This window comes from Streptomyces sp. NPDC057654 (assembly GCF_042800135.1).
Classification (GTDB): Bacteria; Actinomycetota; Actinomycetes; order Streptomycetales; family Streptomycetaceae; genus Streptomyces.
Genome location: NZ_JBHVHQ010000129.1, coordinates 1 through 14,088, shown reverse-complemented (window position 1 = coordinate 14,088; position 14,088 = coordinate 1). Strand labels below are relative to the sequence as shown.

Annotated in this window: 10 protein-coding genes; 7 read left to right on the top strand and 3 right to left on the bottom strand. The window is 72.9% G+C overall.

Annotated features, from left to right (window positions below; translation table 11 throughout):
• On the top strand, positions 1-271 hold a 271-nt coding region (locus tag ACFU99_RS13205; RefSeq protein WP_384390173.1), incomplete at its 5' end, for a hypothetical protein.
• Positions 272-314: 43 nt separating this feature from the next.
• Positions 315-3,392, top strand: a complete 3,078-nt coding sequence (locus ACFU99_RS13200; protein ID WP_384390175.1) for an AAA family ATPase — start codon at positions 315-317, stop codon at positions 3,390-3,392.
• Between the two features lie 48 nt (positions 3,393-3,440).
• Here the strand turns inward: ACFU99_RS13200 and ACFU99_RS13195 are convergent, their stop codons facing one another.
• The 3 genes from ACFU99_RS13195 to ACFU99_RS13185 form a co-directional block, all read right to left on the bottom strand.
• Positions 3,441-3,605, bottom strand: a complete 165-nt coding sequence (locus ACFU99_RS13195) for a DUF6191 domain-containing protein (protein ID WP_384390170.1) — start codon at positions 3,603-3,605, stop codon at positions 3,441-3,443.
• Between the two features lie 114 nt (positions 3,606-3,719).
• Positions 3,720-4,886: a PQQ-dependent sugar dehydrogenase gene (locus tag ACFU99_RS13190; protein ID WP_384390167.1), complete on the bottom strand. Its 1,167-nt coding sequence runs from the start codon at positions 4,884-4,886 to the stop codon at positions 3,720-3,722.
• A gap of 193 nt (positions 4,887-5,079) precedes the next feature.
• Positions 5,080-6,072: an aldo/keto reductase gene (locus ACFU99_RS13185; RefSeq protein WP_384390164.1), complete on the bottom strand. Its 993-nt coding sequence runs from the start codon at positions 6,070-6,072 to the stop codon at positions 5,080-5,082.
• A 75-nt stretch (positions 6,073-6,147) separates the two neighbouring features.
• On the opposite strand from ACFU99_RS13185, the gene ACFU99_RS13180 reads away from it, so the two are divergent.
• The 5 genes from ACFU99_RS13180 to ilvC all read left to right on the top strand — a co-directional run bounded on the left by ACFU99_RS13180 (position 6,148) and on the right by ilvC (position 14,069).
• Positions 6,148-7,110: a 2-hydroxyacid dehydrogenase gene (locus ACFU99_RS13180; RefSeq protein ID WP_384390161.1), complete on the top strand. Its 963-nt coding sequence runs from the start codon at positions 6,148-6,150 to the stop codon at positions 7,108-7,110.
• A gap of 187 nt (positions 7,111-7,297) precedes the next feature.
• Positions 7,298-10,282, top strand: a complete 2,985-nt coding sequence (locus ACFU99_RS13175; protein WP_384390159.1) for a putative bifunctional diguanylate cyclase/phosphodiesterase — start codon at positions 7,298-7,300, stop codon at positions 10,280-10,282.
• A 205-nt stretch (positions 10,283-10,487) separates the two neighbouring features.
• Entirely contained in the window at positions 10,488-12,386 is a 1,899-nt protein-coding gene (locus tag ACFU99_RS13170) for an acetolactate synthase large subunit (RefSeq protein ID WP_384390156.1), read from the top strand.
• Positions 12,387-12,436: 50 nt separating this feature from the next.
• Entirely contained in the window at positions 12,437-12,961 is a 525-nt protein-coding gene (gene ilvN, locus ACFU99_RS13165) for an acetolactate synthase small subunit (protein ID WP_384390153.1), read from the top strand.
• 109 nt (positions 12,962-13,070) lie between these two features.
• Positions 13,071-14,069 carry a ketol-acid reductoisomerase gene (gene ilvC, locus ACFU99_RS13160; RefSeq protein ID WP_384390150.1) on the top strand — a complete coding sequence of 333 codons (999 nt, stop codon included), beginning with the start codon at positions 13,071-13,073 and terminating at the stop codon, positions 14,067-14,069.
• The last annotated feature ends 19 nt before the right edge of the window (positions 14,070-14,088 follow it).

Genomic DNA, 14,088 nt, shown 5'->3' with positions numbered 1-14,088 from the left:
ATGCGGCACTCTCCCGATGCGCCGGGTCTCCCTGGGGGACGACGCTTCTCGTACCGCGAGAAACCGTCCCACCAGGGAGACCACGATGTTCCACTACGAAACGCACCAGGGGCGCGCCGCCGAACTCCGCCGTGAGGCCGCCCGGCAGCGCCTCCTCAAGGAAGCCCGCCGCCGCGACGCGGAGGACGGGCGCGACGAGGAGCAGGGGCAGGGGCGATCGCGCCGTACGGTCCGACGGGACGGTTCCGGCGCGCGCCGGGCCGCCGCGTGAGCGGCCGGACGCTCGGCCGGCCGCGATGTCAGTGGGCTGTGCGATGCTCGGCGATGTGCGGATCACCTCTGTCAGCCCGGTGTTCGTCGGCCGCGCCGCGGAACTCGCGGGGCTCGCCGACGCGCTCGGCCGCGCCGCCGCGGGCGAGCCGCAGGCGCTGCTCGTCGGCGGCGAGGCGGGTGTCGGCAAGACCCGCCTCATCGAGGAGTTCCTGACCGCCGCCCGTGCGGCCGACGCCGTCACCGCGGTCGGCGGCTGCGTCGAGATCGGCGCCGACGGACTGCCGTTCGCCCCCGTCTCCACTGCCCTGCGCGCCCTGCGCCGACAGCTCGGGGACGCCCTCGCCGAGGCCGCCGCCGGGCAGGAGGGCGAGCTGGCCCGGCTGCTGCCCGAGCTGGGCGAGACGGCCCGCGAAGCGCGCGGCGAGGACGGCCGGGCCCGGCTCTTCGAGCTCACCGCCCGGCTGCTGGAGCGGCTCGCCGCCGACCGGACCCTCGTCGTCGTCCTCGAAGACCTGCACTGGGCCGACCGCTCCACCCGCGAGCTCCTCGGCTATCTCTTCCGCTCCCTGGACCGCGCCCGCCTGGTCGTCGTCGCCACCTACCGCTCCGACGACATCCACCGCCGCCACCCGCTGCGGCCCTTCCTCGCCGAGCTGGACCGGATGCGCACCGTGCGCCGCATCGAGCTGCCGCGCTTCACCCGCGCCGAGGTGGGCGACCAGCTCGCCGGGATCACCGGCTCCCGGCCCGGCCGTCCGCTGCTCGACCGCGTCTTCGAGCGCTCCGACGGCAACGCTTTCTTCGTGGAGGAGCTGGCCCGCTCCCTCGCCGACGGCGGTCGCGCCGCACTGGGCGAACCGCTCAGCGAATCCCTCCGGGACCTGCTGCTCGTCCGTGTGGAAGCGCTGCCGGAGGACGCCCAGGGCGTGGTGCGCGCCGCCGCCGAGGGCGGCTCCGCCGTCGAGTACGAGCTGCTGCGCGCGGTCGCCGGGCTCGGCGAGGACGCCCTCATCGAAGCGCTGCGGACGGCCGTCGGCGCCGGCATCCTGCTGCCCACGCCCGACGGCGACGGCTACCGCTTCCGGCACTCCCTGGTCCGCGAGGCCGTCGGCGACGACCTGCTGCCCGGCGAGCGCTCCCGCCTCAACCGGCGCTACGCGCGCGCCCTGGAAGCCGACCCCGCGGCCGTACGGGCGGAGGAGCGCCCCGCCCGCCTCGCCAGCTACTGGTACCACGCGCACGACACGCCGAAGGCGCTGCCCGCCGTGCTCGAAGCGGCCGCGCACTCCCGGCGCAGATACGCCTACGCCGAGCAACTGCGGCTTCTGGAACGGGCATTGGAGCTGTGGGAGATCGCCCCGGCGGAGGTCCGCGCGGCGCAGAGCCCCATCGATCACGCCGACGGCTACCCCGCCCGCGACGGCGACGGCGAGGCGCTGCGCCACCTCGACCTGCTGGCCGAGACCGCCGTCGCCGCGAATCTGTCGGGGGAGCAGGAGCGCGCGCTGGCCGTCCTGAAACGGGCGCTGCGCGAGCTGGACGAGGACCGCGCCCCGCTGCGGGCCGCCTGGTTCTGGAACCAGAGGGCCAAGCTGACGGAGGGGCTGGCCCGCGGCGACGGCCGGGCCGAGCTGGACCGGGCGCGGCAGCTGGTGCGCGGACTGCCGCCGTCCCCCGTACACGCCGAGGTGCTCGCACTGACCGCGGCCCTGGACGCGACCCACACCCCCGGCCCGGAGACCTTCTCCATGGCGGAGCGCGCCGTCGAGCTCGCCCGGCTCGTCGGCGCGGAGGGCATCGAGCTGAACGCGCGCCTCACCCTGGGCGGTCTCACGGCCGAGGCCGGGGACGTGGAAGGCGGCCTCGCCGAGATGCGCGCGGTCCGCGACCGGGTCGTCGAGCTCGGCCGCGCCGGCGTGCTGAGCCACGTCGGCATGCTGGGGCGCTGCTGCATCAACCTGGCCTCCGCCCTGGAGGGCGCGGGCCGGTCGGCGGAGGCCGTCGAGGCGACGGCCGAGGGCATCGAGGTGCTGACCGGCTTCGGGCTGCCCGACGCCCGGGCCTGGGCGTACGCCAATCAGGCCGACTCGCTGTACGCCTTGGGGCGTTGGGACGAGGCGGAGCGGGCCGCGCTGGAGGCCCGCCGTCTCGCGCAGGGCGCCAAGCCGCTCGGGAGCGCCGCCAGCCGCCTCGCCAAGATCGCGCTGGCCCGCGGCGACTGGACGGCGGCCGAGCGCGAACTCGCCGTCGCCCGCGAGCGCTACGGCAGCCACGACCCGCAGCCGCAGTACACCCTCGTCGTCGCCCGCTTCGCCCTCCAACTCGCCGCAGTGCGCGGCCGCATCGACGACGCCCGGGCGGCGCTCGACGAGGTGCTGACGGCCGGGCTCCCGCCCACCGCCGGGCAGTACGCCTGGCCGCTGCTGCTCGCCGCCGCCACTGCCGAGGCCGACGCGCGCGGGCTGCCGCGGGCCGAGGCGGGCCGGGCGGAGGTGCTGCGGAGGATCAAGCGGGCGGCGAAGGGGCTCGCCCAGTCCGTACCGCTCTGGCGGGCCTACGCGCTGCTGCTGGAGGCCGAGATCGGGCGCGCGGAAGGCGGCGGCGACTCCGGGCGCTGGATGGCGGCGGCCACCGCATTGGAGCCGCTGGAGCGACCGTACGAACTGGCGCGGGCTCGTCAGCGGTGGGCCGAGGCGCTGCTCGCCGAGGGCGGCGGCACGGCCCGCGATCAGGCGGCCGGGCTGCTGGCGCGGGCCCATGGCGCCGCCGTCGGGCTGGGCGCCCGGCCGCTGCGCGAGGACCTGGAGCAGCTGTCCGCCCGCGCCCGGCTCCCGCTCGACGGGCCGCCCGCCGCGCAGTCCGCGGTGAAGCCCGCCGCCCCGGACCGCCCCGCCGATCCGGCCGAGTCGCTCGGCCTGACCCCGCGCGAGCGCGATGTGCTGCGGCTCGTCGCGGCGGGGCGCAGCAACCGGCAGATAGCCGCGGAGCTGTTCATATCGCCGAAGACGGCGAGCGTCCACGTCTCCAACATCCTGGCGAAGCTGGAGGTGTCCGGGCGCGGCGAGGCGGGCGCGCTGGCGCACCGGCTGCGGCTGTTCGGCGCTCCGGAGAACGCCTGAGGCGCGGGCGGCGCTTCCGGCCGGGCCCGTGCCCGTATCCGTACCCGGTCAGTCCTGCTGCGGCTTGATGACGACGTGGCCCGAGTCGAGGTCTATCGGGCCGTGGCCCGATGAGCCGTCGCCGACGTCCTCGCGGGTCAGCTCAAGGCGGTTGCGCTCCTCATCGGTGTGCTTGCGGCCCGGAGCGAAGATGGCCTCGAAGACGTTGAACATCTGAACCCCCGTGGGATTGACGGCCCCCCATACATTGTAGACGGGGTGCCGTCAATTGGGCCGGGCGCGCCAGGCGGCACACATCTGCCCAGGTCACATGGGTGGTCGCCGGGGTCAGCTGATCTTCAGGCGGAGGAGGCGGTCGTCCTCCTTCGCCGGGTCGCCGCGGCCGTCGGTGTTGCTCGTCATGAGCCACAGGCCGCCGTCGTCCGTGGGTACGACCGTGCGCAGCCGCCCGTACTTCTTCTCCAGGAACGACTGGGGGTCGGCTACCGGACGCGCGCCATTGAGCGGGATGCGCCACAGGCGTTCGCCGCGCAGGCCGGCCATCCACAGGGAGCCCTTGGCGTAGGCGAGGCCGCTGGGGGACGCCTGGGAGGTCTTCCACTGCTCCACCGGCGGTACGTAGCCGCTCTTGTCGCTCTTGCCCTCCACCACCGGCCAGCCGTAGTTCTTGCCCGGCTCGACGAGGTTGAGCTCGTCCCAGGTGTCCTGGCCGAACTCGCTGGCCCACAGCCGTTTGTCCGCGTCCCAGGCGAGGCCCTGCACATTGCGGTGGCCCAGGGAGTAGATCACCGAGTCGGGGCGGGGGTTGCCCTCCGCGGGGCGGCCGTCGGGCGTCATCCGCAGGATCTTCCCGCCGTAGGACTTCTCGTCCTGCGCCAGTTCGCGCTGCCCGCTCTCGCCCGTGCCCGCGTAGAGCATCCGGTCCGGGCCGAAGGCGATCCGCCCGCCGTTGTGGTTGGAGCCCTTCGGGATGCCCCGGAACACCGTGTTCGGGGCCCCGAGCCGGCTGCCGGCCGGCTTCTTCTCGTCATAGGGCATCCGCGCGATGCGGTTGTCGGAGTCGGTGGTGAAGTAGGCGTACACCATGTGGTCCGAGGCGTAGTCCGGGGAGAGCGCGAGGCCGAGAAGGCCGCCCTCGCCCGCCGCCGCGACGCCCGGCACGGTGCCCAGCTCCGTCTGCTTCCCGTCCTCGGCCCCCACCCGGACGATCTTCCCGGTGTCGCGGGAGGAGACCAGCAGGTCGCCGCCGGGCAGCGGCACGAGCCCCCACGGGGACTTCAGCTTCGTCGCGACCGTACGCTCCACCCGCACCGATCCCTTGGCGGGCGCGGGGGCCGCGGCCGGGGCCGAAGAGCCGTTCGCCGACGGGGACTTGCCGCCGTCGGCGCCGGTGGCCTTCCGCTCGCCGGGGAAACCGTCGCCCCCCGACGAGCAGCCCGCCGCGAGCAGCAGGGAGGCGGTGGCCAGCGCGGCGGTGACGGTGGGACGTCGCACGGTGGGTTCCTCTCGCCGGGGACGGTGCGCCGGGGCGCGGTCCTGTTCCTTATACACCGGGACACACCCGGGCCCGTCCCGCATCCCGCTCCGACCTCTCCCTACGGGTCCGTACGGGCCAGCCGCGCCTCCGCGACACGCTCCGGCGTGCGCCCCCGAACACCTCCTGCCCGACGGCCCACTCGAACGCGGCTCAGACCCAGGAGTCGCGCACCGGCGGCAGCGCCGAGATCTCCGCGAAATCCTCATGCGTCAGCCGCAGTCCGGCGGCGCCCGCGTTCTGCACCGCCCACCGCTCCTTCTTCGTCCCCGGCACCGGCACCACATGCGGGCCCTGCGCCAGCACCCACGCCAGCGCCACCTGCGCCGCCGTCGCCCCGTGCCGCTCCGCGATCCGCCGCAGCCCCGCCACGATCGGCTGGTTCGCGGCCATCATCTCGGCCGTGAAGCGCGGATGCCGGGCCCGTACGTCGTCCGGTTCGAACCCCTGCCCCGGCGTGAGCGTCCCGCTGAGGAAGCCGTTGCCCAGCGGCATCGCCGCCAGCACGCCGACGCCGCGCGCCCCGCACCACGGCACCAGCGCGTCCAGCGCCTCCGGCGACCACACCGACAGCTCCGCCTGCACACAGCTGACCGGAAAGATCTGCTGGAGCCGCGCCAACTGACGGATCGTGGTGTCGTACAGACCGCCGCCCGACCGCCGGTGCGCCCGCGCACCCACGGCGCACAGCCCCAGCGAACGGACCTTGCCGGCCGCGACCAGCTCCGCCATCGCCCCCCAGGTCTCCTCGATCGGCACCTCGGGGTCCGGCCGGTGCAGCTGGTACAGGTCGATCGCGTCCGTCTGGAGCCGCCGCAGCGACGCGTCGCAGGCGCGCTTGACATAGCCGGGGCGGCCGTTGGACACGATGTGCTGCTCGCCGACCAGCAGCCCGCACTTGGTGGAGAGGAACACGTCCGAGCGCCGCTGCCGCAGCACCCGCCCCAGCAGCAGCTCATTGGTGAACGGGCCGTACATGTCGGCGGTGTCCAGCAGGTTCACGCCCGCGTCCAGCGCCGCGTGCACGGCGCGCAGCGCGCTCTCGCCGCTCTGCTGCGAGGCGGTGTACGCCCAGTGCATGGGCATGCAGCCGAGGCCGATCGCGCCCACTTCGAGCGCCGACGCGCCGATTCTCCTGCGCTCCACCTGGCCTTACCCCTCCCGTTCCCGGCCACCCAAACTAACCTCTGCCGACCGGGCCGTTTCGCATAGCCTCATGTCATGAGTGCAGATGACAACGGCTTTGCCCGCCCGCTCGCCTGGCTCCCGCTGCCGGCCGCGGAGATCGACGGACTCCCCGAGGGGCTGGACTACGCGCAGTGGGACGGCGAGGCGGAGTACCCCACCGACCCGGCGCGCTGCGCGTTCTACGCCGTCCCGTACCTCAAGGCGCCCGACGTGTGCCTGCGGCCGCTGCCGGAGATGACGGGGGTACGGGTGGTGCAGACGCTGACCGCGGGCGTCGAGCACATGCTGCCCGCGGTCCCCGGCCTCCCGGCGGGCGCGCGGCTGTGCAACGCCCGCGGCCTGCACGACACGAGCACCGCGGAGCTCGCGCTGACCCTGATCCTCGCCTCCCTCCGCGGCGTTCCGGACTTTGTGCGCGCCCAGGACGCGGGGGAGTGGCGGCAGCAGTTCCGGCCGGCGCTCGCCGACAAGACCGTGCTCATCGTCGGCTACGGCTCGATCGGCAGCGCCATCGAGGACCGGCTCGCGCCGTTCGAGTGCGAGCGCGTGACACGCGTCGCGCGCTCCGCCCGCACCACCGCGCGCGGGCCGGTGCACGCCCTCGCCGACCTGCCCGAACTCCTTCCCGACGCCGACGTCGTGGTCCTCGCGACGCCGCTGACGGAGGAGACCCGCCACCTCGCCGGCCCCGGCTTCCTGGGGCGCATGAAGGACGGCGCGCTCCTCGTCAACATCGCGCGCGGCAAGATCGTCGACACCGGGGCGCTGCTGGCCGAGACCGGCAGCGGCCGGCTGCGGGCCGCGCTGGACGTCACCGACCCCGAACCGCTGCCCGCCGGGCACCCGCTGTGGAGCTCGCCCGGCGTGCTCGTCACGCCGCACGTGGGCGGTCCGTCGTCGGCCTTCGAGCCGCGCGCGAAGAAGATCCTCCGCGATCAGCTGCGGCGGTTCGCGCAAGGAGATCCGGTGCGAAACGTCGTGGCGACCGCCACGTGAGGCCACGCACAGGTACCGTCCGCATGCACCCGGTATCCGTAACCCCGCTGGTAGTCACGCTGTGTAGATAAGCTATGTCCCTGAGTGACGAGTCTGGTGTATCGTCCCGAGCGGGGGCTGCGCCGAGCACCGTACGGCGGCAGCGAAGGACCGGAACTCAAGGGGGGCGACGGGCGATGCACGGCCTATGGACGAACCACCCGACGCACAGCGTTCACCCATCACGACACTGCCGCGCGGCGGATCGGATCGCGCGACGCGGGACGGCCGCGCGGTGAGCGCCGCCTCGGGCGTGGCACTGCCCCGGCAGCCGGCGCGCGGCGGGCCGGGGCTGCTGCCGCAGCTCCTCCTCGCCCTCGTCTGCGGCGGTTACGCCACGGGCGCGGCATTCGGCTGGGGGTCGCCCGAAGCCGCCCTGGCCATGGGCGACTTCGGGCTCAGCGGCGCCGCCGTGCTCGCCTCCGCCTCCTGCTTCTGGTACTGGCGCAGGCGCAGCAGCCGCTTTCGACCCGCCTGGCTCCTGTTCGCGGCCTCCTCCGGCATGGCCGGCTTCGGCAACGCCGTCTGGGGGTGGTACGAGGTCGTGCTCAAGGAGCCCGTGCCGAGCCCGTCCCTCGCCGACTTCTGCTTCCTGCTCTTCGCGCCGCCCGCCATCGTCGGGCTGCTGGTGCTCGCCAAGCGGCCGGTCACCCGCGCGGGCTGGGTCTGCCTGGCCCTGGACGCCTGGCTCATCGGCGGCTCGCTGCTCACACTGTCCTGGAGCCTCGCGCTCGCCCACACCGCGCACTTCCAGGGCGAGAGCGTGGCCCAGGCGGCGCTCTCGCTCGCCTACCCGCTGCTGGACATCGTGCTGGTCTCGATGGTGCTGGCGCTGCACTTCCGCCGCTCGTCCGCCAACCGGTCGGCCATCAACACCGCCATCGCCGCGCTCGCCCTCACCGTGCTGTGCGACGCGCTGTTCACCTCGCCGCTGCTGCGGGAGCACTACCGCTCCGGGCAGATCCTCGACGCCGGCTGGTTCGCCGGCTCCATGCTGATGGCGTACGCGCCGTGGGTGGCCCGCGACGAGGCCGCGCAGCCCCCGTCGCCGGGCCGGGTGACCCACCACTCCGGACGGCCCATCGCGGGCTCCCTGGCGGCCCTCACGCCCTATCTCGCCGCCGCCGTCTGCACCCTGGGCATCCTGTACAACGTCCTCGACGGCCGCCGCATCGACCGCGTCGTGCTCTTCACCGGCTGTACGGTCGTGCTGGCCCTGGTGGTCCGGCAGGGCATCATGCTGCTGGACAACATCTCCCTCACCCAGGAGCTGGCCCACAAGGAGAACCACTTCCGCTCGCTGGTGCAGGGCTCCAGCGACGTCATCATGATCGCCGCGCCCACCGGGATCCTGCGCTACGTGAGCCCGGCCGCGGCGGGCGTCTACGGCCGCGACGCGGACGAACTCATGGGCTCCGAGCTGGCGTCGCTGATACACCCCGAGGACCTCGGCCGGGTGGTGCATGAAGTGCGCCGGTTCCTCGCCGCGCCGCCGGCCGAGGAGCCCAACACCCGTATCGAGTGCCGCTTCCGGTCGGGCACCGGCGACTGGCTCAACGTCGAGTCGACGGTCAACCGCCACCACGGCGGCCTCATCTTCAACAGCCGGGACGTCACCGAACGGGTGCGTCTCCAGGCCCAGTTACAGCACAACGCCGAGCACGACCCGCTGACCGACCTGCCCAACCGGGCGCTGTTCACGAGAAAGGTCAAGCAGGCGCTGAGCGGCCGCCGCGCCACGGACGCGGGCACCGCCGTGCTCTTCATCGACCTCGACGGCTTCAAGGCGGTGAACGACACCGTCGGGCACCAGGCAGGCGACGAGCTGCTGGTCAGCGCGGCCCGTCGCCTTCAGGAGTCCGTACGGGCCGGGGACAGCACGGCCCGGTTCGGAGGCGACGAGTTCGCCGCGCTCATCCTGGGCGACGGCACCCGCGACCACGCGGCGCGCGAGTTCCGCATGCACGAGATCGCCGACCGGCTGCGGCTGAGACTCTCCCAGCCCTACAAGGTCGAGGGCGGCACGGAGGTCCGCGTCGCCGCCAGCATCGGCGTCGCCTTCGCCGAGCCGGGGACCACCCCCGGCGAGCTGATGCGCAACGCCGACCTCGCGATGTACCGCGCGAAACAGGCCGGAAAGGGCCGCGTCGAGATGTACGCGCCGCAGATGCAGGCCGACGTGGTGCGCCGCGCCGAGCTGGCCACGCGGCTGCGCACGGCGCTGCACGAGGGCGAGTTCGCCCTGCTGCACCAGCCCGTCGTGGAGCTGGGCAGCGGGCGGGTGACCGCGGTGGGCGCCCAGGCCCGCTGGCGGTCGGCCCAGGGCATCCTGTTCACCCCGGCCGAGTTCATGCGGGCCGCCGACGACGGCCGGGGCGGTGGCGGCGGCGCGCGCATCGCGGAGCTGGGCCGCTGGATGCTGGAGGAGGCGGTGGAGCAGGCCGCGCAGCGGTACCGCGCGGGACACAGCGTGCCCGTGTTCGTACGGCTGTCCGCGAGCCGGCTGATGGACAAGGCGCTGCCGCCCAAGAGCGTCGAGGCGCTGCTGACCCGGCACCGGCTGCCGTCCGGCGCGCTGATCCTGGAGCTGTCCGGGGGCGACCCGCGGGTGCCCCTGGACGAGCTGGAGCACCGCCTGGTGGCGCTGCGCCGGCTCGGCATGCGGATCGCCCTCGACGGCTTCGGCAGCGGGTACGCGGCCATCAGCGCGCTCCGGCGGCTGCCCATCGACGTGGTCAAGCTGGACCGCGGGCTGGTCGACGGCGTCGTCGAGTCCGCCCGGCTGCACAAGATCACCTCCGGGCTGCTGCGGATCGCCGCCGACCTCGGCCTCCAGTCGGTGGCGGACGGCGTGGACCGGCCCGAGCAGGTCTGCGCGCTGCGCGCCATGGGGTGCACGCACGGCCTGGGCATGGCCTTCTCCGGGCCGCTCGACGAGCACCGGCTGCGGCGCGCCCTGGAGCGCGGCGACTACCCGGTGCCGGGCGGGCTGTGGACCGAGCTTCCCGATGAGCGGAACCACGCGCTGATCGGTGCTCCGCTGCCGGTCAGGGCGGGCGCCTCGCGGGGCGCGGGGTCGCTCGCGCACCCGTCGTTGCGCTCACATAATGAGACCCCTGTCCCACCCACTTGACACTTTCGGGGCGACAGGGAGAAGGTCAGTCCCATGCGCACCCGAATTCTCGTACTTGGAAAGCGCGTCGGCTGAGCAGGGCCACCACGAAAGGCCCTGCGGACTCCTCCCGGCGCGCTCCCCTCGCTTGCCTCACGGCACGAGGGGTTTTTTGTTGCACTGACACCTCGCAGATCCCCCCAAATCCCTCATCTTCGAGAAGAGAATGTCGATGACCGAGCAGGCCACCGGGGCCCACCATCCGCAGCCGCGAGCCCGTTCCGGCGGGGCGCAGCCCACCGCCGTCGAGCACGTCACGGGCGCGCAGTCCCTCATTCGCTCGCTTGAGGAGGTCGGCGCCGACACCGTGTTCGGCATCCCCGGAGGCGCGATCCTCCCGGCGTACGACCCGATGATGGACTCCGCGACGGTCCGGCACGTCCTGGTCCGCCACGAGCAGGGCGCGGGCCATGCCGCCACCGGATACGCGCAGGCCACCGGGAAGGTCGGCGTCTGCATGGCCACCTCGGGCCCCGGCGCGACCAACCTCGTCACCCCGATCGCCGACGCCCACATGGACTCGGTGCCGCTCGTCGCCATCACCGGCCAGGTCGCCTCCGCCTCGATCGGCACGGACGCCTTCCAGGAGGCGGACATCTGCGGCATCACCATGCCGATCACCAAGCACAACTGGCTGGTCACCGACGCCGCCGAGATCCCGAAGACCATCGCGGAGGCGTTCCACGTCGCCTCCACCGGCCGCCCCGGCCCGGTCCTCGTCGACATCGCCAAGGACGCCCTCCAGGCCCGTACGACCTTCGTCTGGCCGCCGCAGACGGACCTGCCCGGCTACCGCCCCGTCACCAAGCCGCACGCCAAGCAGATCCGCGAGGCCGCCCGGCTGATCAGCGAGGCCAGGCGCCCGGTGCTGTACGTCGGCGGCGGCGTCCTGAAGGCCCATGCCACCGCCGAGCTGAAGGTGCTGGCCGAGCTGACCGGCGCGCCCGTCACCACCACCCTGATGGCGCTGGGCGCGTTCCCCGACAGCCACCCGCAGCACGTCGGGATGCCCGGCATGCACGGCGCCGTCACGGCCGTCACCGCCCTCCAGAAGGCCGACCTGATCGTGGCGCTCGGCGCGCGCTTCGACGACCGGGTCACCGGCAGGCTCGACTCGTTCGCCCCGCACGCCAAGATCGTGCACGCGGACATCGACCCCGCCGAGATCGGCAAGAACCGCGCCGCCGACGTCCCGATCGTCGGGGACGCCCGCGAGGTCATCGCCGACCTGGTCGTCGCCGTCCAGGCCGAGCACGAGGAGGACCACCTCGGGGCCGCCGCCCAGGACCGCTACGGGGCCTGGTGGAGCGACCTGAACCGGTGGCGCGAGACCTACCCGCTCGGCTACGACCTGCCCGAGGACGGCAGTCTCTCCCCGCAGCAGGTCATCCAGCGCGTCGGCGAGCTGGCCCCGGAGGGCACCATCTACGCGGCCGGCGTCGGCCAGCACCAGATGTGGGCCTCCCACTTCATCGACTACGAGCACCCCGCGACCTGGCTGAACTCCGGCGGCGCCGGGACCATGGGGTACGCGGTGCCGGCCGCCATGGGCGCCAAGGCCGGCCGGCCGGACCGCACGGTCTGGGCCATCGACGGCGACGGCTGCTTCCAGATGACCAACCAGGAGCTGGTCACCTGCGCGCTGAACAACATCCCGATCAAGGTCGCGATCATCAACAACGGCGCGCTCGGGATGGTCCGTCAGTGGCAGACCCTCTTCTACAACCAGCGCTACTCCAACACCGTCCTGCACAACGGCAAGACCAACGCCGGCCTCAGCTGCAACGTGGGCAGCAGCTCCGCCGAGACCCAGGGCACCCGCGTCCCGGACTTCGTGAAGCTCGCCGAGGCCATGGGGTGCGTGGGGCTGCGCTGCGAGAGCCCGGACCAGCTCGACGCGGTCATCGAGAAGGCCAACTCCATCAACGACCGCCCCGTCGTCGTGGACTTCATCGTCCACGAGGACGCGATGGTCTGGCCGATGGTCGCCGCCGGGACCTCCAACGACGAGGTCATGGCCGCCCGGGGCATCCGCCCGGACTTCGGCGACAACGAAGACGACTGAACCGCCGGGACCGCGCCGAAGCAGGCCGAAGAAGAAGAGAGACCGAGCCCATGACCAAGCACACACTCTCCGTCCTGGTGGAGAACACCCCCGGCATCCTCGCCCGGATCGCCGCCCTGTTCTCCCGCCGCGGCTTCAATATCGACTCGCTCGCCGTCGGCGTCACCGAGCACCCCGACATCTCCCGCATCACCATCGTGGTCAATGTCGAGTCGCTGCCGCTGGAGCAGGTCACCAAGCAGCTCAACAAGCTCGTCAACGTCCTCAAGATCGTCGAGCTGGAGGACCACGCCGCGATCCAGCGCGAGCTGGTGCTGGTGAAGGTCCGCGCCGACAACGAGACCCGCTCCCAGGTCGTCGAGATCGTCCAGCTGTTCCGCGCCAAGACCGTCGACGTCTCCCCGGACGCCGTCACCATCGAGGCCACCGGCGGCGCCGACAAGCTCTCCGCCATGCTCAAGATGCTGGAGCCGTTCGGCATCAAGGAGTTGGTGCAGTCCGGCACCATCGCCATAGGGCGCGGCGCCCGCTCGATCACCGACCGGAGCCTGCGCTCACTGGACCGCAGCGCCTGACCTGGCCCCGTTTCGCGGCGCGCCGACCGCATCGCGAGACCCCCGACCCCACCGCTCCCAGCCCGACGTACTGTGTGGGCAACCAGCTAGTTCCAAGGAGATACCCGAAGTGGCCGAGCTGTTCTACGACGACGACGCCGACCTGTCCATCATCCAGAACCGCAAGGTCGCGGTCCTGGGATTCGGCAGCCAGGGCCACGCCCACGCGCTGTCGCTGCGCGACTCGGGCGTCGACGTCCGCGTCGGGCTGCACGAGGGCTCCAAGTCCAAGGTGAAGGCCGAGGAGCAGGGGCTGCGCGTGGTCCCCGTCGCCGCGGCGGCCGCCGAGGCCGACGTGATCATGATCCTGGTGCCGGACCCGATCCAGGCCAAGGTCTACGAGGAGTCCGTCAAGGACAACCTCAAGGAGGGTGACGCCCTCTTCTTCGGCCACGGCCTCAACATCCGCTACGGCTTCATCAAGCCGCCGGCCGATGTCACCGTCGCCATGGTCGCCCCGAAGGGCCCGGGCCACCTGGTCCGCCGCCAGTACGAGGAGGGCCGCGGCGTGCCGTGCATCGTGGCCGTCGAGCAGGACCCGGCCGGCGACGGCCTGGCGCTCGCCCTCTCCTACGCGAAGGGCATCGGCGGCACCCGCGCCGGCGTCATCAAGACGACCTTCACCGAGGAGGCCGAGACCGACCTCTTCGGCGAGCAGGCCGTGCTGTGCGGCGGCGCGTCCGCGTTGGTCAAGGCGGGCTTCGAGACCCTGGTCGAGGCGGGCTACCAGCCCGAGATCGCGTACTTCGAGTGCCTCCACGAGCTGAAGCTGATCGTGGACCTCATGTACGAGGGCGGCCTGGAGAAGATGCGCTGGTCGATCTCCGAGACCGCCGAGTGGGGCGACTACATCAGCGGCCCGCGGATCGTGAACGACCAGACCAAGGCCGAGATGAAGAAGATCCTCGGCGAGATCCAGGACGGCACCTTCGCCAAGAACTGGATGGCGGAGTACAACGCCGGTCTGCCGAAGTACAACGAGTACAAGAAGGCCGACGAGGACCACCTGCTGGAGACCACCGGCAAGAAGCTCCGCAAGCTCATGAGCTGGGTCGACGACGAGGCGTGAGCCCACTCGGCGCGGGTCC